The 25,801-nt window shown below is 40.1% G+C and carries 21 protein-coding genes; 8 read left to right on the top strand and 13 right to left on the bottom strand.

The window, feature by feature from the left end; all coding sequences use genetic code 11:
• The first annotated feature begins 1 nt into the window (after position 1).
• Positions 2-1,159, top strand: coding sequence for a multiple monosaccharide ABC transporter permease (gene mmsB, locus CD03_RS0106475; protein ID WP_027292941.1), 1,158 nt, complete (start codon positions 2-4; stop codon positions 1,157-1,159).
• Between the two features lie 108 nt (positions 1,160-1,267).
• On the opposite strand, the gene CD03_RS0106470 is transcribed toward mmsB, so the two are convergent.
• Positions 1,268-1,948, bottom strand: coding sequence for a cyclic nucleotide-binding domain-containing protein (locus CD03_RS0106470; RefSeq protein ID WP_027292940.1), 681 nt, complete (start codon positions 1,946-1,948; stop codon positions 1,268-1,270).
• Positions 1,949-2,130: 182 nt separating this feature from the next.
• On the opposite strand from CD03_RS0106470, the gene CD03_RS0106465 reads away from it, so the two are divergent.
• The 3 genes from CD03_RS0106465 (at position 2,131) to CD03_RS0106455 (ending at position 5,343) form a co-directional block, all read left to right on the top strand.
• Positions 2,131-3,090, top strand: coding sequence for a nucleoside hydrolase (locus tag CD03_RS0106465; protein WP_138002123.1), 960 nt, complete (start codon positions 2,131-2,133; stop codon positions 3,088-3,090).
• 1 nt (position 3,091) lies between these two features.
• Positions 3,092-4,453: an MFS transporter gene (locus CD03_RS0106460; RefSeq protein WP_027292938.1), complete on the top strand. Its 1,362-nt coding sequence runs from the start codon at positions 3,092-3,094 to the stop codon at positions 4,451-4,453.
• 314 nt (positions 4,454-4,767) lie between these two features.
• A complete protein-coding gene (locus CD03_RS0106455) occupies positions 4,768-5,343 on the top strand; it encodes a DUF1349 domain-containing protein (protein ID WP_027292937.1) in 576 nt (191 codons plus the stop codon).
• A gap of 118 nt (positions 5,344-5,461) precedes the next feature.
• On the opposite strand, the gene uvrA is transcribed toward CD03_RS0106455, so the two are convergent.
• The 5 genes from uvrA to CD03_RS0106430 all read right to left on the bottom strand — a co-directional run bounded on the left by uvrA (position 5,462) and on the right by CD03_RS0106430 (position 12,620).
• Positions 5,462-9,166 carry an excinuclease ABC subunit UvrA gene (uvrA, locus tag CD03_RS32645; RefSeq protein ID WP_027292936.1) on the bottom strand — a complete coding sequence of 1,235 codons (3,705 nt, stop codon included), beginning with the start codon at positions 9,164-9,166 and terminating at the stop codon, positions 5,462-5,464.
• Between the two features lie 114 nt (positions 9,167-9,280).
• Positions 9,281-10,297: an ABC transporter permease gene (locus CD03_RS32640; protein WP_044288948.1), complete on the bottom strand. Its 1,017-nt coding sequence runs from the start codon at positions 10,295-10,297 to the stop codon at positions 9,281-9,283.
• Positions 10,297-11,037 (bottom strand): ABC transporter permease, encoded by a 741-nt coding sequence (locus CD03_RS32635; RefSeq protein ID WP_027292935.1) that lies wholly within the window; start codon positions 11,035-11,037, stop codon positions 10,297-10,299. Before CD03_RS32635 ends, CD03_RS32640 begins: the two co-directional genes overlap by 1 nt.
• 2 nt (positions 11,038-11,039) lie before the next feature.
• A complete protein-coding gene (locus CD03_RS0106435) occupies positions 11,040-11,798 on the bottom strand; it encodes an ABC transporter ATP-binding protein (RefSeq protein WP_027292934.1) in 759 nt (252 codons plus the stop codon).
• Positions 11,799-11,903: 105 nt separating this feature from the next.
• The gene (locus CD03_RS0106430; protein WP_027292933.1) at positions 11,904-12,620 is read right to left on the bottom strand and encodes a PadR family transcriptional regulator; all 717 of its coding nucleotides are present in this window, start codon (positions 12,618-12,620) and stop codon (positions 11,904-11,906) included.
• Between the two features lie 189 nt (positions 12,621-12,809).
• Here CD03_RS0106430 and CD03_RS0106425 point away from each other — a divergent pair, with 189 nt between their 5' ends.
• Positions 12,810-13,805 (top strand): choloylglycine hydrolase family protein, encoded by a 996-nt coding sequence (locus tag CD03_RS0106425; protein WP_027292932.1) that lies wholly within the window; start codon positions 12,810-12,812, stop codon positions 13,803-13,805.
• Positions 13,806-14,454: 649 nt separating this feature from the next.
• On the opposite strand, the gene CD03_RS0106420 is transcribed toward CD03_RS0106425, so the two are convergent.
• Positions 14,455-15,285: a C40 family peptidase gene (locus tag CD03_RS0106420; protein WP_197041633.1), complete on the bottom strand. Its 831-nt coding sequence runs from the start codon at positions 15,283-15,285 to the stop codon at positions 14,455-14,457.
• Between the two features lie 344 nt (positions 15,286-15,629).
• Entirely contained in the window at positions 15,630-16,172 is a 543-nt protein-coding gene (locus tag CD03_RS0106415; RefSeq protein ID WP_027292930.1) for a TetR/AcrR family transcriptional regulator, read from the bottom strand.
• Positions 16,173-16,442: 270 nt separating this feature from the next.
• Between CD03_RS0106415 and CD03_RS0106410 the strand changes: the two genes are divergently transcribed.
• The gene (locus CD03_RS0106410; protein ID WP_027292929.1) at positions 16,443-17,186 is read left to right on the top strand and encodes an EFR1 family ferrodoxin; all 744 of its coding nucleotides are present in this window, start codon (positions 16,443-16,445) and stop codon (positions 17,184-17,186) included.
• A gap of 19 nt (positions 17,187-17,205) precedes the next feature.
• On the opposite strand, the gene CD03_RS0106405 is transcribed toward CD03_RS0106410, so the two are convergent.
• The 4 genes from CD03_RS0106405 to CD03_RS0106390 form a co-directional block, all read right to left on the bottom strand.
• A complete protein-coding gene (locus CD03_RS0106405) occupies positions 17,206-18,093 on the bottom strand; it encodes an aldose 1-epimerase family protein (protein WP_027292928.1) in 888 nt (295 codons plus the stop codon).
• 256 nt (positions 18,094-18,349) lie between these two features.
• Positions 18,350-20,113, bottom strand: a complete 1,764-nt coding sequence (gene ade / locus CD03_RS0106400) for an adenine deaminase (RefSeq protein WP_027292927.1) — start codon at positions 20,111-20,113, stop codon at positions 18,350-18,352.
• A gap of 15 nt (positions 20,114-20,128) precedes the next feature.
• Positions 20,129-21,511 (bottom strand): NCS2 family permease, encoded by a 1,383-nt coding sequence (locus CD03_RS0106395; protein WP_242849056.1) that lies wholly within the window; start codon positions 21,509-21,511, stop codon positions 20,129-20,131.
• Between the two features lie 84 nt (positions 21,512-21,595).
• Entirely contained in the window at positions 21,596-22,354 is a 759-nt protein-coding gene (locus CD03_RS0106390) for a GntR family transcriptional regulator (protein ID WP_044288947.1), read from the bottom strand.
• A gap of 372 nt (positions 22,355-22,726) precedes the next feature.
• Between CD03_RS0106390 and CD03_RS0106385 the strand changes: the two genes are divergently transcribed.
• Both CD03_RS0106385 and CD03_RS0106380 read left to right on the top strand, forming a co-directional pair.
• Complete coding sequence (locus tag CD03_RS0106385) at positions 22,727-23,686, top strand: tRNA dihydrouridine synthase (protein WP_027292924.1); 960 nt, start codon at positions 22,727-22,729, stop codon at positions 23,684-23,686.
• A 144-nt stretch (positions 23,687-23,830) separates the two neighbouring features.
• On the top strand, positions 23,831-24,889 hold the full coding sequence (locus CD03_RS0106380) for a tyrosine-type recombinase/integrase (protein ID WP_027292923.1): 1,059 nt from the start codon (positions 23,831-23,833) through the stop codon (positions 24,887-24,889).
• A gap of 19 nt (positions 24,890-24,908) precedes the next feature.
• Here the strand turns inward: CD03_RS0106380 and CD03_RS32630 are convergent, their stop codons facing one another.
• Positions 24,909-25,505 carry a sugar O-acetyltransferase gene (locus CD03_RS32630; protein ID WP_197041640.1) on the bottom strand — a complete coding sequence of 199 codons (597 nt, stop codon included), beginning with the start codon at positions 25,503-25,505 and terminating at the stop codon, positions 24,909-24,911.
• Positions 25,506-25,801: the final 296 nt, after the last annotated feature.

The raw sequence follows: 25,801 nt of genomic DNA, 5'->3' as shown, positions 1-25,801 counted from the left end.
AATGGATAAAGCAAAAGTCTCAGGAATTATAAAAAAATATACCATGGTAATCGTTCTGGTTCTGGTAACCTTATTCTTTACCTGGCAGACAGGAGGTAAGATGCTTCTGCCTCAGAATGTGACAAATCTGATTGCCCAGAATGCCTATGTATTCATATTGGCAGCCGGTATGCTGCTTTGTATCCTTACGGGAGGAAATATCGATTTGTCCGTAGGTTCAGTTGTGTGTTTTGTAGGTGCTGTAGGCGGAACCTTAATGGTCAATAAAAATATGAATATGGCACTGGTCATCCTGATTATGATTTTAGTTGGTATCTTAATTGGAGCATGGCAGGGTTTCTGGATTGCGTTCGTCCGTATCCCTCCGTTTATCGTAACACTTGCCGGTATGCTGGTTTTTCGCGGACTGTCTAACGTAATTCTGAATGGCCGCACGGTAGCGCCAATGCCGGAGCATTACCTTGCGCTGTTCAACAATTACATACCGGACCCATTTGGCGGCAGCATTAACATTATATGTGTTCTGGCAGGAATCCTGGCTTCTTTGATCTACATTTTCGTAGTATTTAAAGGTCGTGCAGGCAGAATAAAAAAAGGCTACGAGACAGAGAAATTAGCAGGCGTTGTAATAAAAACAGCTATTATCTGCATCGTGATCCTGGCTTTTATGTTCCGGCTTGCACAATATAAAGGAATTCCCAACGTTTTAATCTGGGTTTTAGTGGTGATACTCATTTACTCTTATATCACATCGAAAACAACAATCGGACGTTATTTTTATGCCGTAGGCGGAAATGAAAAGGCAACCCAGTTATCTGGAATCAACACGAATAAAGTGTATTTTATTGCTTATCTGAATATGGGATTACTGGCGGCAGTTGCGGCAATGGTTACCATTGCAAGATTAAATTCAGCTAATCCTACAGCAGGAAACAACTATGAAATGGATGCCATCGGCTCCTGTTTTATCGGCGGCGCTTCTGCGTATGGCGGAACCGGTACGGTACCCGGCGTTATTATCGGTGCAACTCTGATGGGGGTAATCAATCTGGGAATGAATATCATGGGTGTGGATGCCAACTACCAGAAAGTGGTAAAAGGGTTGGTACTGCTGGCAGCAGTTATCTTTGATGTAGTAAGTAAAAATCGTTCTAAATAATAAAACTCTCTGGACATTTAGTTATCAACCTGCCGTATTACGTTTTAATACGGCAGGTTGCCGTCCATTTTTTTGTAGTATTCACTTAATGCACTATTTATGAAAGAATTAGATCTCATAAATATATGCTTCGCATGAAATCTCTTCTAATGCCCCATATTCTAAAATAGTATAATAATCCCCCGATTTTTTAATGTATCCATCCTGAATAAAATCATTTAAGATACGGAACATATGGCGGTCGCTCATACCGGTAAGCCCCGGAAGGAGTTTATAGTTAAATGTAAAATGACCATCCTTTTCTATGGATAAAATAAAAGATGCAATGCGGCTTTTTGGGGAATAATATTGGTTAATAGATGCATTATTATTAGTTATATAAAGAGCCTCAGCCATATTATAACTAATATTTCCAAGAAAAACGGCATCTGCTTTTAACAGGCTGCGGCACTGCTGAAAGGGAAGATAAACAGCATAGGATAGCTTTGTGGACTGGATGGTTGTTGTAGCTGGCGAGTTCAGTATAAATTCTATTTCACCTACGATGCGGGGGCGTTTTAGCAGGCGGAAAACAGCATCCTTGCCATTTTCGAGAGAATAATATACTTTCCACTCACCAGTGAGAAAAACAAACAATCCCTGCAGCAAATCCCCCTGATGATAAACATATTCTTTTTCCTGATAAACGGCTAACTGCATATGCTCTCTGATATTAGAGTGAAACATAGTGTGAATCTGGTATTTTTCAATATACCAGTTTTTTTGTTTTGCATCTTCAATAAATTTCAAAAATAAACCTCCTCGTTAGTGACAACTGTCAGTGAAAAAATATCTTAAAAATATTATATTACAAATATGCACAATATAAAAGCGCAGAAAAACAAATAATATGCAGAATTCACCAGAGGGATTTGAAAATTGCTTTTATTATTTTCAAACAGGCTCCAGGGTGAATGAAAGGAGAAGAAAAGATGAAGATGATTTTAGATCTGGATACGGGGATTGATGATGGAATGGCTCTGGCTTATGTACTGGGAAGTGAGGAAATTGATTTACTGGGGGTTGTAGGAACTTATGGAAATGTCTATACGGATATGGGAGTACAAAATGTATTGAATATTCTGGAAATGTGTAATGAGGCATCCATTCCGGTCTATGAAGGTGAAAAACATGCATTAAAGAAACCTGGATTTTTAAGATTGGAAGTGAGTGCAAGAATTCATGGAGAAAATGGTGTTGGTCAGGTCTCAATGATAAAAGCCCAGAGAAACAAAGAAGATATGCCGGGTGTTGACTTTTTGATATCTTCTGTAAAAAAATATAAAAAAGATCTTGTGATTGTTGCAACGGGACCCATGACAAATCTGGCATCAGCCCTTATAAAAGCTCCGGAAATCGCGAAGTTTATGGGACCGGTGGTGATCATGGGTGGAGCCTTGACAATACCGGGGAATGTTACCCCATATGCGGAAGCAAATATCTCACAGGACCCATATGCGGCAAAGTATTTATTTGAAAGCGGAGTAGATGTTACAATGGTGGGGCTGGATGTGACACAACGGTCAGTCTTAACAAAAGAGTCTACCAGGAAATGGAGAGAAACAGGCAGCACTGCAGGCAGCGTATTTGCAGACATGACAGATTACTATATAGGAGAACATGACATATCCATTGGGGGATGTTATCTCCATGATCCTTCAGCGGTTGCCGCAGCAAAAAATCCCCATTGGTTTCAGATGCTTCCAATGCATATGACCGTGGTCACAGAAGGTGCGGCAGCAGGAAGAACCATAGGGAGTCAGGAGAAGCTGAGGGATGTGAACCCCAATGTAAAGGTATGCATAGGAGTAAATGATAAAGCATTGGTAAAAGATCTGGATGATACCATGCAGAACCTTTTTACACGCTGCAGCAAAGCCCGGGAGGAATAAAATGGACGTTGATAATGAAAAGAATACAAGAAAACTATTGCCCTGTCTGTTAATTCTGTTCGTTCTTTCCAATTTAATGGTTCAGGCATTCGTAACGGTTTCTCCGGTGTTAGCGGAAGAATTTCATGTTTCAGCCAGTAAAGTAAGTATGATTGTAACACTCAGTACCGTAGCCCTGGGTGTATGCAGTGTGGTTTATGGAACACTTTCCGATTATATACCGGTGAAAAAACTGCTGCTTCTTGGGACTACGGTATTTGTGGCAGGTTCTGCATTCGGATTGCTGTTTCAAAATTATTTTTATATGGTAGTAGCTGCAAGGGTGCTGCAGACCGTAGGACAGGCGGCAATCAGTTCCTTATATCTGGTCATCACATCACGATATACAAAAGGGAAAGAAAAGCTAAAATACTTTGCCTGGTTCACAGCCTGTTTTCAGATAGCCCAGGCATGTGGTGTACTGGCGGGAGGTGTTTTTGCAACCTATGTTAATTGGAAAGCACTGTTTTTTATTTCTCTGATGGCAGTTGTATTTATCCCAATTATATGGAAGTATGCTCCGGTAGAGAATGAAGGGAAAATAAAACATGTAGATGTATTCGGAATTGGATTGTTCAGCATATGCATTGTAGTGATTATGCTGATGTTGAGTGATTTCAGGCCAATCTATGCGGGGATTGAAATCCTTGTGCTGATTGTATTTTTAATTTATATCAGCAAGAAAGAAGATGCATTTGTCACACCGGGATTTTTCAGAGAAAACAAAAAATATACAAAGGCAGTAATAATGGTATTTGCACTGTACCTGGCACAATTTGTATTTGCTTTTATCTGTACCTTTATAGTAAGTACCTTGTATCCCCGGTCTCTGGATCTTATTTCTTATATCCTGCTGCCCGGATATATTGCGGCTGCAGTTGTGGGCATCAATGGGGATAAAATTACGGCACGGCTTGGCAGATATCAGACAATCAGCCTGGGGGCATTCATGATTTTCCTGGGTCTTCTGTGCGCTGCTTTCTTCATGAATAAAGGAAAAATAGTTCTAAGTGTGGCGGGTATACTATTTTTTGCAGGGTATAATACGATTTATTCTCCAATGCTGGATACCGTAACCAGTTCCCTGCCACCGGCTGAAGTAGGCAGAGGTATCGGCATCAATGATCTGACGATCAATATCAGTTCCTCCATTGGTGTTGCAGTATGCAGCCGTTTTATGATCGTTGATTATTTAAAAATACATGCGATTGCTCCTGTATCAGAAGGCGTGTATGTTTACAGTAATATTTTAATTATTTTGTCAGTGGCGGCTATCATCAGTTTGCTAAGTTTCCGTAAATCGATGAAGGCATTTTATCAATAAGCATTTTGCCGGACTGATCAGATACTCCCATATTCCTGCTGTAAAAAGAGCAAACTTTTTTGTTATTGCATTCCAGGAGTATACGCGGTATTATTAAAGCATAACGCTGCATGAATCTGAAAATAACAAGGCAATGCATGACTTCCATAGATTCTACCAGAAAGACTTCACGCTAAAATCCCAAAAACGGTATCCAGCGGATAACGTAGTGTAAATCTGAGGTCTTGTGAATGGCAGCATAAACAGATAAGCAGCATATTGGATACATACAATGACTTTAATAGTTAAATAAGGGAACTGCAGGAGGAAGAATAATGGATTGCTCTAAATTTAAGTGGAATATGGATACTGAAAGTACAGTAGATGAAAATGGAATACATATTTACGCACCGGAAAAAACAAATTACTTTGTTAACCCAATCAATGGCAGCGTTGAAACACATGCCCCGTTTTTTTATCAGGAAGTAGAAGGAGACTTTGTACTGCGCTCAAAAGTGAGCCATGATTTTACCGATGTCTATGATGCCTGTATTCTTCTTGCATTAGAAAATGAGCGTTTATGGGCAAAAGCATGCTTTGAGTATACAGACATTGGTACCCATTCCGTTGTAACTGTTATGACAAATCAGACTTCTGATGATGCAAATGGTGTGAATATAGAGGGAACTCAGGTATGGCTGCAGCTGGCGCGTAAAGACAATGTCTTTGCAGTTCATTATTCATTGGATGGTGAGAATTATATGATGGCAAGAATCTGTTCCCTGCCCATGCAGAAAAAGATTCAGGTAGGCTTGGTTGCGCAATCGCCGGCCGGAAAAGGAGGCATGCGTCATTTTGCGGATGTTTCTTTAGAACTTCGTACTTTGCATGATATCCGGGGTGGGAAATAGAGGCAGAAAACAAGACTGTAAGATAACTTAGAAATCCTGATATAATAAAAAACCACAAGTACATGCGATGTGTATTTGTGGTTTTTATGTTGTAACTGACTCTGCGGTTAAAGTGTTTTTATTCTATAACTTCCTTCAACATTGCCCCGGTATAACTTTCTTTACATCTGGAGACATTTGCAGGTGTTCCCTGGCATACAACATTTCCGCCATTCGTTCCCCCTTCCGGGCCAAGGTCAATAATCCAGTCTGCATTTTTGATTACCTGCAGGTTGTGTTCAATTAAAATAACTGTATTTTTATTCTGTACGATTTTATCCAGCATAATAAGTAAGTTCTGAATATCACTGAAATGGAGTCCGGTAGTCGGTTCATCCAGCAGGTAGAGTGTTCTGCCGGAAGAGTTTACAGATAGTTCTGTGGCTAGTTTAATTCTCTGGGCTTCACCGCCGGATAATGTCTGTGAACTCTGTCCTAATTTTAAATATCCCAGTCCGATCTCCGTTAAGGTATTCAGCATCGTATGAAGTTTCTGATTTTCGGAAAAAAATTGAAGAGCCTCTTGGGTACTCATATTCATTACTTCGGCTATATTTTTCCCGTTATAAGATACGGTCAGTGCCCCGTCATTAAACTTCCTGCCTTTGCACATAGGGCATTCAACTGCAGCGGAAGGCATAAATTGTGTATCCAGGGATTGAAAGCCATATCCATGGCAGACCGGGCATTGACCATCTTTACTGTTAAAACTGAAATGGCTCTGCTTAAAACTTTTTTCTCTGGCTGTATCAGTCTGGGCAAATAGAAGCCTGATTTCATCCATAATGCCAGTATAAGTAGCCGGCGTGGAGCGGCTGGACCGTCCGATTGGTTTTTGTGTGATATGGATAATTTTTGTAAAATGATCAGCGCCCATGACGGAATCATAACCGCAGCAAGATACATTTTTACCGTCCAGATAGTTCTGAATACCCGGGAAAATACCCTGATCCACTAAAGTACTCTTACCGGAGCCACTAACTCCCGTAATACAGGTAATGGCCTGTACCGGAAATGAAATGCTGATATTTTTCAGGTTATTGCCTTTAACACCTGTCAGTTGAACCCAGGAATCTTTATCATGTAAAAGAGTTCTTCCGGGAATGCTTACCCGTTGCCTGCCGGAAAGGTAAGCGCCTGTTTGGGACGCGCTATTTTGCATCAGTTCCCCGGGGGTGCCCTGTGCAGTTATATAACCTCCGGCTTCCCCTGCATAAGGACCAATATCAATAATTTTATCTGCGGCAAGCATTACCTGAACACCATGTTCGACTACAATCATGGTATTTCCCATATCCCGCAGTTTCTTTATCAGATCCAAAAGTTTATGGGTATCTTTTGAATGAAGACCTGTTGTGGGCTCATCTAAAATATATAGTATATTAGATATTCCGCTGCTTAGCTGTGTTACTAATAACAGACGCTGCAATTCTCCCCCGGATAGAGTTGGGGCAGAGCGGTCCAAAGTTAGGTAGGAGAGTCCTGCATCCATGTAATTGCTTAAACGCTTGAACATCGATTTTAGAATAGGAAGTGCTAAATTGATCTTTGTGGGTTCCAGACTGGCAGGCAGTGAAGTGATCCAGTTTTGCAGCTGTTCCATAGACATTTGTACCACATCCGGAAATCTGGTATCTGCTATGGTCACCATTCGGCTTTCCGCAGCCAGGCGTTCCCCCTTGCAGGAATCACAGGTTTTTGCTGTCATGTATGTTTCTTCAATCTGTTTTGCCGTATCTCCGGAACTGGATTTAAAAAGTCTGTGAATGATATGGTATGCACCTTCCACTTTTCGCGTAATGGTGCCATTTCGCCCATTACGGTTTTCATACATAAATGAAACCTCTTTCTCACCTGAGCCAAACAATGCTTTTTCTCTAAAATCCTCAGGCAGTTGGCTCCAGGGCAGTTCCAGATCAATATTTTCGTCCATAGCAAGAGCGAGTACTTCTCCTTTCATCCAGTTGGCATTGGGGGATTTCAGGAATTTCCGCAGATTCCCCCAAAATGGGGAAGCACCGTCCAATAAGGATAATTCCGGGTTCGTGATGATTTTATGAATATCTGCTTCCATGATACGGCCAAGACCTTTACATACGGGACACATACTTTCGGGATTATTAAAACTGAAGCTGGATGGTGTCAGCTCAAACAGAACGTGGTCACAGTGATAGCACATTTGCGTTGTCTGAAAATGAATTTTATCTTCCGGCATTCCTGGATAAGTTAGTTTGACGGTTATGGCTCCACTGCCCAGTTTCAATGCTTTTTCTATAGAATCTTTTAATCTGCGGTAATAATGATCTGTATTTTTCCATTCTTTTTCTGTTAGAAATTCAGGTACAATTAATGTAGCCAGTGCAGAATCAGAATGAAATGGCCGTATTTCCTGAACGGTTCCCGGCATGCAGTTAAGCAGCAGGTGAATAATTTCAGATGCGGTAAGGGGCTCAATAGAATTTCCGCATTCCGGACAGTGACGGACTCCGATATTTGCAAACAATGACCTCAGGAGATCATATATATCGGTCATGGTACCTACGGTTGACCTGGGATTTCTATTTGCATTGCGCTGGGATATTGCGATGGCAGGTGGCAGACCGGTAATCTGGTCAAACTGAGGCTTGCTCATCAACTTAAACTGAGAACGCTCAGACAGTGACATGCTTTCAAAAAAGCGCTGCTGGCTTTCTGCAAATATCGTATCGAATGCAAGGCTTGATTTACCGCTTCCGCTCATGCCGGTCATGACTGTTATTTTGCCATAGGGAATCGTTACGTCAATATTTTTCAGATTATTTTGTCTAGCACCTTTTATGACAATACCATCGGTATGTCCGGCAAAATCCTCATCGTCGGTAGAAAAAATTAAATTATGGGCAGAAGGATGGGATTCTGCCTCCTGTTTCATCGTGTATTTTTTCAGGACTTCAATAGAAGAAGGAAGGATACGCACATCACCGGTTTTTTCAAAACCTCTGTCATCCAGCCATTTCGGCCAATGTGCCAGCCAGTCAGGCAGACGGCAGTCCTTTACTTGATCGGTTTGCGGATGATACAGGCTAAAACCCAGAAAAGGGGTTTTGTCAAAGCAGTCCAGCTGAGATACGTGAATCCTTCCATGGGCTTCATCAATGGATAAGATCCGTGCAGTTGTTAAGGCAATGGGATTGGGACGAACCGGAGAGCGGGATGCGAATACCCCGGTTCTGGGCGCATTTTCATAAGGCGGCTGGCCTTCCAGGGTTCTGCGGAAGACCGGTTTATCGAATTTGTGGAACCACCAGCAGATTTTTATATGGGAATAGCCCTTTAAAAGCTTGGAATAGTATTGAAAATCTACGGGTATTTCCAGAAAATATTCACCTTTTTCCTTATGAATGGTTCCAAGCTGCAATAAATCATTGCAGGATACAGGGGGCAGAGTGTCCAGGTTTACGGGGAACTGTGGTATGGAAACATTTTTGACACAATCCTCGTTAGGAAAATAAGCCTTGATATCATATAGAGTCAGAATATCCCCCTCTAACTGGAGTTCATTAATAGTAAGTAAGCCTGAATCTTCATCTGCTTCATAAATCTGCACTGTTTTTTGAGAGAGGCAGGTAGGTATAATATTGGCTGGGGAATGAATGGATTTATAAATGATAATTGCGTGGCTGAACAGGGAAATGAATTTCAGCCCCTTGCGATATTCGCTTTCTAAGGAAATCAGCTGATTTCCATTTTCTTTATAAATAGTTCCGATTGGGGTTATAACATAATCTTTGTGATTTTTAATCATTTCGTCTCTCTCCTCCGGTTTTTCAATGTCATCGTATGGAACGTTTCTACTTTATACCCTGACATCATGTGAGAGTCAATAGCAATTGAAAAACACCATGCTGCGTCAGCCATTTCAGTGATTTTGCCCAGCGTAATTCCGGTTTCCAATTGCTGCTATTATAAATAAACCTGCTATAAACAGAGACAGTATGATAATTGATCTTATCCCCTGAAACCACGACTCCCCCTGCACCATAGCATTCACATTGTCGATAAACCACCGAATTGGGCTGATCATACTGATTCTCTGCAGCATCGGGGGCATTCTTTCTAATGCAGTAAATGTTCCGCCGATCAGAGAGAGCATGATAGCAATGCAGGCGGAGAACAGATTAACCTGCATTTCCTGATGAAATAAAGAGGCCATACATGTGCCAAAAGCAGCAGCAAAAAGAGTCACCCAGATACCCATAAACAGGAAATTTCCATAGCTGATCCCTGTATTCAGACGGAACAGTTCAATCACTGACACGGCGATAAAATACTGAAAATAAGTAATCACAGAGTTAAAAAGTACATTGCCGGCTACATAGGAAGTGGCGGTGCATGGTGAAAGTTGGATACGGCGCAGAGTTCCGCTTCTTTTATCTTTTGTGATAAAAGAAGCGTTAATTGCTGCTGATATCATCAGAAAAAGGACAACAAATGCACTGATACGCTGCGCCATGCCCAGGGAAGATCCAAATAGCGGTTTGATATCTATCGGTGTGGGACTTTCGAAATATTTTTCAACAATAACAGAAAGTATATCTGTGGTTTTCTGGTCTTTTATGGAACTGATATGAAAGGTTTCATTGGAAAACTCAATGATCGCTGAATAGCGTCCGGTTATGATATCTGTTTTCATGGTAAGGGGAGAAGCATTTTCTACTTCTATTCCGGATGTTAACTTTAATGTATCAATGATCTGTTCTGATTTTACAGTTGGAACCGGGTTTAATACGCCAATTGTAAAAGAAGGCCTGCTTGCTATATTGGCTGCGATACCAAGAACGACCACTAGTATTGGAAGCACCAGCATGATGGTAAAATGTGTTTTGTTTGCCAGTTTGCGTTTGAAATTGCTTTGTAAGATATTCAGTATAGTCATCAGATAAAGGCCTCCTTTTTGAAAAAACGGATTGTCAACAGCATCATAGCGATGCCAACTGCTGACAGTACAGCTGAAATTACGTATAGTATTAGTGTTCTGTTATCATACAGGCAGGAGATGATGCCACGATTAATCCATGTCAGAGGCGAGAGATTTATAAGTGCTGAGAGCACAGGATGGAATGAACTGACCGGGAAAAATACGCCGCCAAGGAATCCGGATATAACAATGGGGATATTTAAAAAATTACGCAGAGTATCCAAATTCTTACATGCCAGCCCTAAAAATAAACCAACTCCTGTAACGGCAACAGTTTCGCAAATCAGAAGAATAATAACTATCAAAATATTGCCATGAAAATCAAGCCGGAATAGAAGTTTTCCAATAAGTAAGGCAATAATATTGCAGATTGACAGTACCGCTGCACAGGAACAGAATTTTGACAGAACAATCTGTTTTGGAGTGATTGGTGCGGCAATATACCGATAAGAAGTATGAAGCAGTTTTTCATCCTGAGAAGCATAGGAAACCGTACTTATTCCCATTAAAGCACAAAATGGTATGACCGTAACGGTGTAGTAATTGTAAGACGTAAATCCATCGCCATACGATGTTGAAGTCAGGTATCCCAGCAACATGATAATGACCGTTGGGAAAACAATGTTATAAAAAAGAATGAAAAAATCTTTCATCCGGCGTTTTAAGCCGAAGTAAAATAGTATGTTAAATTCTCCCATTTTTACCCCTCCATATCTCTTAAATCCGTACCAGTCAGATGCAGAAAAATATCTTCCAGAGTTGAAAGCCCCAGATTGGCATATTTATTTTTGTATGTCTGTTTTTCCATATCCTCTAACACAACACCATTATCAATTAACACAATTCGATTACAAAGAGCTTCAATTTCCTCCATGTAGTGGGAAGTATAGATTACAGTTGTCCCTCTGGCATGAAGTGTTTTAACAGCTTCCAGAATGTTATTGCGGGATTGTGGGTCAATGCCGACAGTAGGTTCATCCATGATCAGGAGTTCCGGGGTATGGGCGATAGCACAGGCAATATTTAACCGGCGCTTCATACCGCCGGAAAATTTTGCCGGAATATCTTTACGCCGATCCCATAATCCCACAAATTCCAGCGAATATTTTACCCGGTCTTTCAATTCGGAGCCTTTGAAACCATAGAGAGAGCAGAAGAGCCGGACATTTTCATATGCAGATAAATCTTCATAGATTGCCAGATCCTGAGGTACTACCCCCAGAGATCTTTTGAAACGGTTACTTTCTCTGGCGATGTCTTTGCCATGAAAAAGGATAGAGCCACTATCAGGTGACACCAGTGTTGTAATCATATTGACAGAGGTGCTTTTACCAGCTCCGTTGGGACCAATGAAGCCCAGAATATCACCAGTATGCACGATAAAATTTTCATTGTTTACCACTTTCTTTTCTCCATAACTTTTGCAGAGATTGTTAACCTCTAATACGGTCTGTTTCATTTGATATCCTCCTATAGTCATTGTATTTTAATCAAACTTTATTATCCAATATTGGATATATGATTTTATTATAAAGCACGCTGTGATAACGTGCTTTATAATACATTACTTTCGCTTTAACTGCTCAATCAGCTTATCAACATTTTCAATCGCCTTAGACGGGTTGTTTACAATTTCGTCACGCAGTTTTTGGATATCTACGAGTTTGGCTGATGCCGTAACCGTATCTTCATTGTCAACAGCAGAGAAGTCAATTGACTGTATAATACGTCGGGTTTCTTTGCCCAGAGATATATACTGGTCTATATTGTACAAAATTTCTTCATGCCAGAGAATTTGATATTTCAGACTGTCAATTGTCATATCAAATGCGATTCTTTCCGCTCCGGGAGTTTTGTCCTTTACGACTTTTGTCTGCCGCCATTTTTCCCAGTATTCTTTTTGGCTGGTGAGGTCAGAAAGATGCTTCTTCAAGGCTGCAATGATTGCATCTTTCGGTAACTCGTCAAGAATATTATTAATAAAAAATTTATCAGAACCAATGGGGGTGATGGGGGTCAGCAATTCCATCTGTAAATTTTCCCTCAGTTCCTGCTTTCCCTTTTCGGTAATAACATAGATTTTACGGATTCGGGCACCCGTCTTTTCTTCGCGCAAAACCTCTACAGAACCGTCTTTCTCCAGTTTCGTAAGAGCATAGTAGATGGAACCGGATTGTATCTTAGCCCAGTTATCAATCCCGGCGACCTGTAAAAATTTCTGGATTTCGTATCCATGGGTTGGTTTCACATTTAAATAGTATAAAATCAGTGAACGTATCATATTTGATCACCTCCTATCCAATCTTGGATAAATCATATCACCAACATTGGATATTGTCAACCGATTTCTTTAAAGACATCGGCTGACCTTGGATTTGAAATATCAAAAAATCTGGTATATCTATGAACTTTGCAGAATATTTATTTGAGAAGGCATATTGCCAGATAACTGAGAAAAGAGGGTTACCATATGTGTACAGCAATGACAATGCAAACTGCTGAAGGTGAAACTTTTTTTGGCAGAACAATGGATTTTTCTTTTACATTAGATCCGGAGCTTTTCCTAGTGCCCCGAAATTATGTTTGGAGCAACACTAAAAAATCTGCTAAAATATATAATCAATATAGTTTTATAGGAATCGGTCAGGATATTTCCGATTTGATATTTGTAGATGGAGTGAATGAGATGGGTTTTGCCGCAGCAGCGCTATATTTTCCGGGGTATGCCCATTTCGAGACAGCTGTATTGCCGGAGGTAAAGAAAATCTCCATTGCAGCTATTGAACTGGTGAACTTTTTGTTGGGAATGTGTGCATCCGTATCACAGGCGGAATCGATCATGCATAGAATCAGAATAATTGGAGTAGAAGATTCCTTAACGAATTCCATAGCGCCATTACACTGGATGATTACAGATAAAAGTGGAAAATCTATGGTTATTGAATGTACAAAGAGCGGAATCCATTTATTCGATAATCCAATCGGTGTGCTATCCAACAGTCCTGATTTTGAATGGCATATGACTAATTTGCGAAATTATATGAATGTATCTCCGCATCAATCAGAAAAAGAACAGTGGGGAGAAGTAGTATTATCACCGTTTGGGCAGGGCAGTGGAGCTATCGGATTACCTGGAGATTATTCACCGCCTTCAAGATTTGTACGAACATCATTCCAAAAGAGCAACACACCTATTCCGTCCAGTGGAAGTGAAGCAGTAATTACGGCTTTTCATATCATGGAGGGGGTATCCATACCGAAAGGAGTAGTTGCTACACATCGCGGAACCGATGACTTTACTCAGTACACAGCATTTATGAATGTCAATACAGGAGAATATTTTTATAAAACCTATTATAATAGTCAGATTATGACTGCTAAGCTATATCGTGATGAATTTAATTGCAAGGAACCGATATCTTTAGGAAAGTTAATGAAAACGGTTTCGTATAACAGTACTTCCTGATTTGAGTGAGTATTGGGTATAAATTCATAAATAGTTTACATAATATAATTATGTAAACTATTTGAGGCTGACAGTGTGATATTGTGAAATTGATATATAATTAAAATGATACTAGTAAAGAATAATAAAATATAAATATTTAGAACGTAGAATTAAGGACATAATGTTATTGAATTTTCATTACAACAGACAGTAATATACAGATACGCGCTTATAAAATAATGCAAAGTATTTATATATAAACTTAAAAAAAATATGATATAGACTGAATATGAAATAAAACGTAATGATATAACAATTAAAACGTAGTTATATAACAATCAAAACGTAATTATATAACAATTATATAATATTAAACTAACTAGAATTACTTATAGCTGCGTGAAAATAATATATAGTGGCCGTGTAACGATTCAACGTAAGAGCATTAGATTAAACGAGATAGAAGAATGAAAAAGTTTTTATCATAGGGCACTAAAATCTTGACTAATTATTTAAGTTATGGGTTAAGTAAGATCTATGGTGAACATACCGCAGAGTGATATGTAACCATGAGGTAGGTAAGCCCCCGTTAGTTACGCGGACAAATACCGATTTTTCCGCGTAACTATCTATCTAATCAACCGAATTTGATTTTAAAGCGCATCATTTAATCTAAAATATTACGAAACATGTAAGCGATGCGGTTACCATAGTTAATACGAGAAATACGGACTCCGCCTGAGGGATAAATTTCGCCGTAATGTCCGGATTCATTTATGATAAATCCGCTTCCAATATAGATTCCTACATGGCCGACCGGCCCCCAGCAGGGATCATTGTCTTTATATAATATGATATCCCCTGGCTGCAGCTGATTTTTGGGTATTTGGACTCCATAATTCAAAAGCGAATCGGTATGGGGATAAATGCCGGTTCTTCCTCCAGGTGCAGATACACTATACACACCGCCTCCCAATTCATAAGCATATTTGACAAATTTCGAACAATCGGTGCCATAGATTAACGATGTTCCGCCCAGGACAAAGGGGGTCCCCAGGTAATTCATCGCAAATTTACATATTTGATTTCGCCGGTTGTCATCCGAAAAACGACTTGTTTTCACACCTTCCAGACTAACCTGGGTGGCAAGCACATAACCAACTTTCTTTTGTCCGTTCGTTCCCGCCACGTGATGCATATAAACCGGAATCCACTGTGTTGTTTTGCTGCTGTTTAACCTGGATGCCGCAACTAAAACAGCAGAATTTCGCTCGAAAGTCCCGAGTACTGTTCCCGAAGCAGCAGGTTTTGCATGAACAACAACATTGGCAGCATTGGCAACTGCAAGTATCGTATTATTTTTGGCTTTTTTCAATAGCCCCGCAACTTTTTTATTTGCCTGAACCGTTAAAATGCAACTGTATTTTCCGATAAATTTATTTTTTGTATTATAAACTTTAACGGTAATGAGTGTTCTTCCAGCCTGTTGAAGTTTCATATATGGCAGTCTGTAGGGAAGACGTGTTTTTCTATAGTTTACGCTTGCCACTTTTTTCTTAGAGCTGGAGGCTATGACACGATAACGCTTCGATACATTTCTAAGTCCCAGTGTCCTGGAATTTGCGGAACTATAAAAAATAGGAATTTCATTGCTGGTTCCAAACTTTACCTGGAAAGTACGGTGTGAAAACATGGAAATTTTGTTACGGGCTGCTTCTGTATGTATGCTTTGCGTTAAAAATAAGAATAGAATTGCGAAAAGAAAAATAAATATTAGGTGTGACCTATGTATTTTCATAACAACAACTCTCCCTCCCTATTCTGAAAGCAGTTAATAACTGTTCAGAAAATACCGCTTCGAAACCGATTAAAATACTCAGCCATAGTCTCCGGTGTTTCTGTTGTTCCGTGTAAAAGCCATTCGCACAGAATTTGGCGAAATCCGCCGCATACATAGATATAACAGTAATATTCAAACCTTTTCTCCTCAATGACCTCACAAGGGAAAAAATTACTTGCCAACGGCGTGATTTTATCAAATGCTTTTTCAAAATAATCAAATAAATTCTTCTTATTTAGAAAAATCAGCATCTTCGCATATGGTTTCCAAAACTGAAATACAGTAAGCGCATATTCATAATAATTACAGACCTGTTTTTTCTCCAGTTCACCTATAAATTTCTTGCAGATATCATGCAAATAGCATTCGATAATCTCATCCTTTCCAGAGAAATTTCTATAAAAAGTTTTGCGAACCAACTGCGAACGTTCTGCAATATCTGTTACGGTAATCTCTTCATATGGCTTTTCTTTCAATAATTGCATTAAAGCGTTTGTAATCATTTGACGTGAACGAATCGAAATCGGGTTATTACTTTTCTCCATCTTATACCTGGTTTACATTGCAGCTAAAGCTGCAATCCTTTCTGCATTTTCTTCTGTTTTCCTATATTTTTTTGCTATATTTTTCATGATCATAGTTTAGCGGATAGAATGACACAAATCATATGCCATTGTGTAACCTGGGGCAAAACTATTGACACAAATGTGTAATTTGATTATACTCGACTTCAACAAATGACACAAGTGTAACATTTTAATAAAAACAGAAATATAGAAACAGAAATATAGAAACAGAAATTAGGAGGAAAATTTATGACCACAATTTATTATTTTACAGGCACCGGAAACAGCCAGATGATCGCAGAAGAACTGGCTGCTATATTACCTGATTGTAAAACAGAAAACATAACTCCGGAACTGGCAAAAGGAACTACTATGAGCGGATGTGCAGGTATTGTATTTCCCGTATATTTTTTAGGTCTGCCCCATATTGTTCGTGAATTTCTGACAAATGTGGAAATACAAAAAGGAACCTATTGCTTTGCAGTGGCAAATATGGGAAACATGACTGGGAATGCTCTTCCATTTGCCCGTAAGATATTGAAAGCTCAGGGTGTCTGCCTTCAGGCGGAATACGCAATTAAAATGCCGGAGAACTATACGCCGATGTTTAAACCTCAGACAAATTCTGAACAGGAAAAGCTATTTCATGCAGCAAAGCAAAAAATCGAAGTAATCGCTGCTGATGTACGAAACCGGCGAAAATTAAAACCGAAATTTTACCACCCGCTGTTCAATCTTTACCACAATTTCATGCATAAAGAACTTGCGAAAAAAGATAAAAACTTTACCGTCCAATCTTCATGTAACGGATGCGGAAAATGTAAAAGAATCTGTCCGGTATCCAATATTTCAATAGAAAACGGGATACCGGAATGGCATCACAACTGCGAATATTGTTTTGCCTGCCTGCACTATTGTCCGCAAAAAGCCATCAATTGCGGCAAAAAGACAATTAATAGGGGACGTTATCAAAATCCATATATCAGGCGCTGATTAAATTTGTGAGTCCACTTCAATGGCATACGGTTATGGTGTAATCCGCCTCAAAAGTTTCTCCGGCATTTAACTTTTGAATCCCGGCTTTGTCCTGGATTTTTCCTTTGAATCCGGCATCGTCTGTACGGCCATACCATGGCTCCAGGCATACAAAGGGGGCACCTGGTTTCGTCCAGATTCCTACATAGGGGAAGCCCTCACAATTGATTTCTATATAAGGGGTTTTATCGGGTAATGCAAGTCCTGCTTTTTGCAGCTGTGCATTTTCAAAAATCCATACGCCATCCTTAAACAGATCTTTTTTCAGTGGACAGAATCCACCCTGTGCCGCAAACGTTTCCGGTGTTTCTGTGAGTGCCAGTCCTTTTTCGTTAATGCGCAGGCATGTGTAATTCTCTTTATCAGTGTATAAATTTAAATAATAATCCTCTTGCTTCTCTTCTGCTTTAACAGGGGCAAGAAATGCCGGATGGGCTCCGATCCCAAAATACATTGCTTCCTCCTGCTCATTTACTACTTTCCAGCAGACTTTGATTACATTTCCTGATAAAATATGTGTTATATAAAGGGAAAACTTAAATGGATATTTTTTAAAGCTGTCTTCTGTCCAGGTGAGTTTGTGGCAAATGAGGGTGGACTGCTGTTCTTCTAATGTAAATACACTGTCTCTTGCAAATCCATGCTGTCCCATCCGGTAGCTTTTATTATTATATTGATACTGTTCATCCTGGAGTGCACCAACAAAAGGAAATAGTACTGGGGCGTGGCGGTTCCAATAAGCGGGGTCTGCATTCCATAAAACCTCTCTGCCGGCATTTTTATCATAAACCCGTGCAAGTTCAGCACCAAAATCATTCACTTCTATCCGTAACGCTTCGTTTTCTAAAACTCTTGTTTCGCTCATAACCTGTCTCCTTTTCAAAATAGAAATTTATGTACAGTACAAATTACACTATTTGCAAAAGCTATTTGTGAATGCACATCATTAATATTATTCTACTACAACCCGGACGGATTTTCTATTAGTTTTAACTGCTTCTGCCATAATATAGAAAAAATGCAAAATTACTGGCGCTAAAACCGGAAACAGCTTTTGCGGGGCAGTCATTTTGCACATTTAGCATTTGTATAAATAGAGCCTGTTTTCAAACACCCTCTATTTAGATAATTTCAACATCAATTAGTTTATGATTTAATACATCGATCAGTCCTTTATCAGTAAGGCCTAATTCCGGTACGGTGGGCAGAGAAATAAAACTCAATGACATAAAGGGAGCAGGCATATTGCATCCCAGTTTCATTGCCGCATCGTTCATTACGTCCAGTTCTTCCATGATTTCATCCGCGTTCTTTTCACTCATCAATCCACCGATCGGCAGACACATCCGGTGTGTTACCGTCCCATTGCATGCTACGGTAAGACCGCCGTTCATCTCCGCTACTCCGTTCACTGCCGCCGCCATATCTTTATCATTGGTACCAACAACAACGATATTGTGGTGGTCGTGTGACATTGAATATGCCAGAGCGCCCTTTTTCAGTTCAAATCCATGTACAAATCCCATACCGATATCACCTGATTTTCCGTAACGCTCGACTACGGCTAATTTTAGAATATCGCGGTCTGTATCCGGAATAATTTCACCATCCCTGATTGGCAAAATGTCTATCATTTCTTTATTGATAATCTGGCTGGGAATTAAATCAATCACACGTACATTTGCCTGTGTACCACTGGATTTTGCCTTGAATAAAAAAGATTCTTCGGTAACCGATTTTTTCAGAATCACGGTGTTTTTAATCCACTCGGGGTATTCTGTTACCTTACATTCCTTTAGGAGTGCATTGTCTTTTGCAACAATTTCTCCTTCAAAAATGACAACCGAAGGTTTAATATTCGTAATATCACTGACAATTTGTATATCAGCGAGCCTTCCGGGAGTGATACTTCCTACCTCATCTTCGATCCGGAAATGTTTTGCTGCGTAGATGGTTGCCATTTTAATTGCTTCAATAGGAGGGATACCAAGTGCTATTGCACGGTTGACATTGTAATTAATATGTCCTTCCTGCTGGATTTCCCTGGCATGTTTATCATCGGTACAGAACATGAGGTTTTCCAGTGGAATATGCTCTTCTACAACTCCCTTTATCAGTTCTTCTACGTTTCGTTCACTGCTGCCTTCACGAATCAGAACTTTCATGCCCACACGGAGTCTTGCCAGCATTTCTTCTGCATTCACGCATTCATGGTCATCGGAAATACCGGAACTGGCATATACGTTAAGTTCCTGGCCTAATCTACCGATGGCATGACCATTCACAATTTTTCTCTGTGCAAGAGTGTCAGCAACTTTATGGATGTATTCTTCTTTGACAAATAAGATTTTGGACGGATCCAGTTCACCCAGACTGATGCTCTCTTCCCACTCCATGATCTTCTTTACTTCTTTTTCCCCAAGGATGGCGCCGGTTGTTTCTAAGCCCGGAGCGGTAGGAACTCTGGAAGATACTTCAATAAGCATACGGTAAGGCAGGCGGTCCATGGATACTAACATCTCTCTTAAGCCCTCTTCGCCTGCTACATTGGCAATTTCCATAAGGTCAGCACATAAGGTGGTGGTGCCCTGCGGAACTACTACAGAAGCTAATGCTTCGGGAGACAGCATCGTTGACTCAAAGTGCATATGAGTATCAATAAATCCCGGTATTGCATATTTACCGCTGCAATCGAGACATTCCTCTGCTTCAAGATCAGCATTTGGTTCAATAGAAATAATACGTTTATTTTTGATGTATATATCTGTCCGGTAAATTTCATTGGTATATACATTAACAAGACAGACATCTTTCAGCTTTAAATCACAGGGATATTTTCCAAGCCCTGTTTCAATGGTATTTTTTATTTCTTCAAATGTACGCATAGCGTTCCTCCTGATTTATAAAATAATGTCCAGTACGAGATAAATAATGAACAGGACAGTCAGTACTTTTACAGTGCCAGTCAATTCTTTAGACTTTCCGGCTGCTATTTTACCTACGGTGTAGCCAATCATACCAAACAAAATACCATAGGCGATATTATAGGAAAATGGCATAAATGCAACAGTTAAAAATACGGGAAGTGCAATGGAAATATCTTTCAGATCAATATTGCGGAGGGGTTCTATCATAAAAATACCTACCATAACGAGGGCAGGTGCCGTTGCGATGGATGGAACCATTAAAAATACCGGAGAGAAAAACAGCGCCAGCAGAAACAGCACTCCTGTAACACAGGCAGTCATTCCGGTACGTCCGCCTTCGGCAATACCTGTGGTACTTTCCGCACCATAGATCGTAACGGTATTAGTACCAAGCAAAGCACCGATAGCGGCACCTCCTGCAGATACGAATAAAGCCTTTCCGGCACATGGCAGGTTACCGTCTTTGTCCAACAGCCCGGCTTTTGATGCAACACCCAGCAATACGCCGATGCTGTCAAATAAATCTACAAACAGAAAACTGATAATTGCAAATATAACGCCTAAGACGACCACTGGTGCGCCGGTAAACATTCCCTTTATGGATAACTGGCCTAAAGTTGGAGCCAGAGCTTTAACCGGATTATCAAATGCAACAAGGGTTTCCGGAAGCTGCGTGTAAGAAGTTCCGGTCAGTGGATTTGTAATGAATATGCCAATAACGGTTATAGCAAGGATGCCGATGAGTATGCCGCCCTTAACCTGTTTGATTACAAGAACAGCCATGACAAAAATTCCGGCTAAAGCAAGGAGGGCACCGGGATTTGATAAATCGCCTAATGTTAAGAGCGTATCTTTGGATGCTGCGATAATGCCTGCCTGATGCAGCCCGGTAAATGCGATAAAAAATCCGATACCTGCCCCGACTGATAATTTTATGCATTCCGGCATGGCATCTACAATTTTTTGCTGTACTTTCAGGATGCTTAAAAGCATAAATGTGACACCTGATATAAATACACAGGCTAAAGCATTCTGCCAGGTCAGACCCAGAGTATTAACCACGTAATAGGCAAAATATGCATTAAGCCCCATTGCAGGCGCCAGTGCAAAGGGAAGATTTGCCCAGAATCCAATCCAGATACAGGCAATTGCAGAAGCTAAAGCAGTCGCCCAGAACACTGCTTTTGTGTCCATTCCGGCAGCAGACAATATAGCCGGATTTACGGCTACTATGTACACACAAGTCAAAAAAGTTGTCAATCCTGCAACCATCTCGGTCCTGGCATTGGTACCCCGTTCCGATAAATGAAAAATCTTCTCCAGCACAGGGGTTTGTTTTTGTTTACTCTCCATCATTTCTCTTTTCTCCTTCATTGATAATATGGGTAATATGGTATTACCTTTACTTTTTCTATAAGAAAAGGCTATTCGAGAATAACCTTAGTCTTTGTAAACATCTTTTACCCTAATCATATTAAACCGTATGTAATCTGTATTATAAAATTCTGTATCTAAAATAACCGGACGGTTATTCTGGTCGTAATTAATACCATGAAAGCACAACACACTGCTGCATTCCATTTTTTCACTGCAGCTGCTGTAATGTTTCATTTTTGCCAAATCCATGGTTTCGATCTCAATTTTATCCCGCTTTATAATGCATCCTGCTTTATGTTTCAAGATATGAAAAATAGATAGTTCATTCAGTTCCGCTGAATCAGGGTCCTGATTAAAATATTCGCAGGGAACTCTGTCAATACTGACAATTGCCGGATGCTGATCCGCAAAATAAAGTTTTTCCAGAAGATAGTATGGAGTTCCTAACGGAATTTCCAGTTTCCTGCTTACTTCTCCATCGCTGAGCAGCTTTTCAAACCGCTGTATTTCGAATTTTGCTTCATAACCCGAATCCCGTATCAACTGGCGGAATTCCCCACCGGGCAATAAGCTGGTCTTAATTTGAAGCGCATCCGGATTTACGAATGTTCCCTTCCCATGTATCCGCAGGATCAGCCCCTCTTTTTCCAGATCATCCAGTGCCCGCCTGATCGTCACGCGGCTGACCGAAAAATTTTTCGCCATTTCATTCTCAGGCGGAAGCTTCGTTCCAAGTTTCGCGTCCATTCCACGGATGTATTTTATTAAATATGCCTTCACAGAATTGCTTAAATTAACCTTTTCCATCGGCAGAATTTCCATTTCACCCACATCCTTCCCGTTAAAGGTATTACCTTATTACTTTTATCATATCTGACAGTAAACGTCAAGATATTTTCTAACACTCTTGATAACATGCTCTATGACACTTTATGTGTTTCAAATCGTGTCATCCCATATATTGACATTTTTCGCGGTATCTATTAAACTATGAGTATATTAACAACTAACGTTAATATATTTGACTCATAGCCCGGATCCCACGTCCGGGCTATACCCGTGTTTAGCTGGGAACGGGTTCGCAAAACTGAAATCTCAGGTTGTCTTTCTAAGATTCTTTGTATATAATGATCTAAAAGTAAATCCAAACCCAAACTCAAACCCAAACCCAAACGATAAACAGGAGAAGATATCATGCGCTACTATTTTGCCCCGATGGAAGGCATTACGGGATATATTTACCGGAATGCCCATCATAAATTTTACCCAGGTGTAGATAAATATTTTACGCCATTTCTTGTACCGAACCAGAACCGGCGATTCTCATACCGGGAAATGCAGGATATCATGCCGGAACATAATAATCAAATTCATCTGGTTCCTCAGATTCTGACGAATCAGGCAGATGCATTCATCTGGACGGCATTGGAATTAAAACAATTGGGATATGACGAAGTAAATCTGAATCTTGGCTGCCCCTCCGGCACGGTGGTTTCTAAAAGGAAAGGATCCGGTTTTCTTGCCTTCCGGGATGAATTGGATCAGTTTCTGGATAAAGTATGCTCGGAATTAGAAATGAAGATTTCAATAAAGACCAGAATTGGAAAAGACAGCCCGAAAGAATTTTATGAACTAATAGAGATTTTTAATAAATATCATTTGGAAGAACTGATCATTCACCCCAGAATTCAAAAAGATTATTACAAAAATACACCTAATCTTGAAGTATTTGGCGATGCTCTGGCAATATCCGGTAATCCGGTCTGCTATAATGGAGATCTATTTACAGTTCAAGATTTCGAAAACTTTGTGGAACAATTCCCCGATATACATACGATTATGCTTGGCAGGGGGCTGCTGATGAATCCTGGATTGTTAAATGGTATTGAAACTCATACGGTGCTTGGCAAAGTCAGTTTCCGGCAATTTCATGATACAATATACCATGGTTATCTGGAGACAATTTCTGGAGGAAAGAATGTTCTATTTAAAATGAAAGAGCTTTGGTTTTATATGGGACGTATGTTTACGAATCCCGATAAATATCTAAAAAAAATTAAAAAGTCAGAAAAGCTGACCGATTATGAAATTGCTGTTTCAAATTTATTTCGGGAACAGGATCTGATTGAACATATAACTTCTATTTCATTATAAGTGGTCTGTATCAGCAGATAAGCTGGTATTGGCAGGCTACGCGGAAAAATATTTTGTTTAACCGCTTAACCTGGTATTTTTCTCAGCTATGTGTTATAATTTTAGCACTTTAGTAATAAAAAATGAAATCATTTGGAGGGTTCAATGGCTAATCTTACATACAGAGATCAGGAAAAAATTATGAATACGGAAAAGCTGCGCGAAATGCTTCTGGAGCTGCCGCCATATGTAAAAGATTTCTTTCGGGCAAAGGAGCCGACAACCAGTGATAAGACAAGAATTTCTTATGCATATGATTTACGTGTATTTTTCCGCTTCTTACAGTCTACCAATCCCGTTCTGGCGGGGAAAAATTTAAAAGATATCAAACTGGATGATCTCTCACTGCTTCAACCGGTGGATTTTGAAGAATACCAGGAATATCTGAAAGCGTATACTACCAATGAAAGCGGCTCATACGAGACGAATTCCAGAACAGGAATTTCAAGAAAGATGTCAAGTATCCGGAGCTTCTTCGAATATTTGTGCAAAAGACAACTGGTTCCTGCCAATCCTGCCCGCATGGTGGATATGCCCAAACTCAGTGATAAAGCGATTATCCAGCTGGATCCGGATGAGGTGGCAAATCTGCTGGATCACATAGAGAACTGTGGAAATGAATTATCCGGTGTTCAGCTTTATCATTATAATAAGCATAAATACCGCGATCTGGCAATCATTACGCTTCTGCTGGGAACCGGAATACGTGTGTCTGAATGTGTGGGGCTTAATATTTCCGATGTGGATTTTAAAAACAACGGAATCCGCATTATACGAAAAGGCGGGAATGAGATGGTTGTTTATTTTGGGTCAGAAGTTGAAGATGGCCTGAAGGATTATCTGGAATTGTCCAGAAATTCCATTACGCCAATTGCGGGGCACGAAGATGCATTATTTCTTTCCAATCTTCGAAAACGCATTAGTGTAGATGCTGTGGAGAAATTAGTAAAGAAATACAGTTCTGCCGTTACGGTAAAAACAATTACCCCTCATAAACTCCGCTCTACTTATGGTACGGCATTATATCAGGAGACAGGAGATATTTATATCGTTGCTGATGTACTGGGGCATTCTGATGTAAATACAACGAAAAAGCATTATGCGAAACTGAAAGATGAAAGGCGAAGGGCTGCTTCAAAAGCGGTGAAGCTGCGGGAAAGATAGTGCGTTGCAGATTTGGCATTTATGTATCCAAATCCACAGTTTCGTTCTCTAATTCAATGGCTTTCATAACCCTGGCTGGTACTCCGCCTGCAATTGTTTTCCCAGGGACATCTTTTGTGACAACTGCTCCTGCCGCGATTACAGCTCCATCACCAATAGTAACGCCTGCAAGAACCACTGCATTGGATCCTATCCACACATTTTTACCGATGCGAATTGGTGCCGGGATTAAGTCTCCCCTATGTTCCGGATCCAGACTGTGATTCAAGGTTGCAAGGACCACATTATGACCAATCAGGGAGCCGTCCCCAATGGAGATTCCTCCCTGATCCTGGAATTTACATCCGGAGTTCAAAAACACATTTTTTCCAAAGGTAAGGTTTTTGCCGCAATCTGTGTAAAAAGGCGGAAATAGGCAGAATGATTCGTCCACCGGCTTCCCGGTCAATTGTCCCATGAGCGCTCTGATTTCATCCGGGGCATGATAGCACCCGTTTAATTCTGCGGTCAGCTTTAATGCTTCTTGAGAAAGCATATGCATATAAGCATGTATCTTCGTACCACCTGTAATGGTTTTTCCACTGTCCATAAATTCTAAAAATTCTTTTAATTCAATCATATTTCTCCTCCAATTAACTTGATTATTAATAATTTTATTTTAATATCCTAATACTCAATGTGGCTTTGGCAGCCATCACCTTAGATATAGTATAAATCTGGCACACGTATATAGCAAATACTTATATTTGATAGATTTAAATAGTTAAAACCTATTCATAAGCGTGGTATCCGCTCAAGGTCGAGAAGGGTTGTGGCTTCCCGACCATAGATTTTTTCAAAAAGGTCTATGGGGGACAGGCATAAAATAAATTTCGAAATTATGTATCGGTTTTATTATTCCAGAAACTTGGA

Origin of the sequence: Robinsoniella sp. KNHs210 (assembly GCF_000686105.1) — a bacterium.
GTDB lineage: Bacteria > Bacillota > Clostridia > Lachnospirales > Lachnospiraceae > Robinsoniella > Robinsoniella peoriensis.
Note: the sequence above shows the minus strand (reverse complement) of the source record. Positions and strands in the feature narration are given on the sequence as shown.

Excerpts from the sequence above, each read along its gene's own strand:
- CD03_RS0106385 (WP_027292924.1), top strand. The coding sequence starts at position 22,727 with ATGCGCTACTATTTTGCCCCGATGGAAGGCATTACGGGATATATTTAC.
- CD03_RS0106415 (WP_027292930.1), bottom strand. The coding sequence starts at position 16,172 with ATGGAGAAAAGTAATAACCCGATTTCGATTCGTTCACGTCAAATGATT.
- mmsB (WP_027292941.1), top strand. The coding sequence starts at position 2 with ATGGATAAAGCAAAAGTCTCAGGAATTATAAAAAAATATACCATGGTA.
- uvrA (WP_027292936.1), bottom strand. The coding sequence starts at position 9,166 with ATGATTAAAAATCACAAAGATTATGTTATAACCCCAATCGGAACTATT.
- CD03_RS0106435 (WP_027292934.1), bottom strand. The coding sequence starts at position 11,798 with ATGAAACAGACCGTATTAGAGGTTAACAATCTCTGCAAAAGTTATGGA.
- CD03_RS0106455 (WP_027292937.1), top strand. The coding sequence starts at position 4,768 with ATGGATTGCTCTAAATTTAAGTGGAATATGGATACTGAAAGTACAGTA.
- ade (WP_027292927.1), bottom strand. The coding sequence starts at position 20,113 with ATGCGTACATTTGAAGAAATAAAAAATACCATTGAAACAGGGCTTGGA.
- CD03_RS0106380 (WP_027292923.1), top strand. The coding sequence starts at position 23,831 with ATGGCTAATCTTACATACAGAGATCAGGAAAAAATTATGAATACGGAA.
- CD03_RS32640 (WP_044288948.1), bottom strand. The coding sequence starts at position 10,297 with ATGACTATACTGAATATCTTACAAAGCAATTTCAAACGCAAACTGGCA.
- CD03_RS0106420 (WP_197041633.1), bottom strand. The coding sequence starts at position 15,285 with ATGAAACTTCAACAGGCTGGAAGAACACTCATTACCGTTAAAGTTTAT.
- CD03_RS0106405 (WP_027292928.1), bottom strand. The coding sequence starts at position 18,093 with ATGAGCGAAACAAGAGTTTTAGAAAACGAAGCGTTACGGATAGAAGTG.
- CD03_RS0106430 (WP_027292933.1), bottom strand. The coding sequence starts at position 12,620 with ATGATACGTTCACTGATTTTATACTATTTAAATGTGAAACCAACCCAT.
- CD03_RS0106410 (WP_027292929.1), top strand. The coding sequence starts at position 16,443 with ATGACCACAATTTATTATTTTACAGGCACCGGAAACAGCCAGATGATC.
- CD03_RS0106390 (WP_044288947.1), bottom strand. The coding sequence starts at position 22,354 with ATGGAAATTCTGCCGATGGAAAAGGTTAATTTAAGCAATTCTGTGAAG.
- CD03_RS0106460 (WP_027292938.1), top strand. The coding sequence starts at position 3,092 with ATGGACGTTGATAATGAAAAGAATACAAGAAAACTATTGCCCTGTCTG.
- CD03_RS32635 (WP_027292935.1), bottom strand. The coding sequence starts at position 11,037 with ATGGGAGAATTTAACATACTATTTTACTTCGGCTTAAAACGCCGGATG.
- CD03_RS0106425 (WP_027292932.1), top strand. The coding sequence starts at position 12,810 with ATGTGTACAGCAATGACAATGCAAACTGCTGAAGGTGAAACTTTTTTT.
- CD03_RS0106395 (WP_242849056.1), bottom strand. The coding sequence starts at position 21,511 with ATGATGGAGAGTAAACAAAAACAAACCCCTGTGCTGGAGAAGATTTTT.
- CD03_RS0106465 (WP_138002123.1), top strand. The coding sequence starts at position 2,131 with ATGAAGATGATTTTAGATCTGGATACGGGGATTGATGATGGAATGGCT.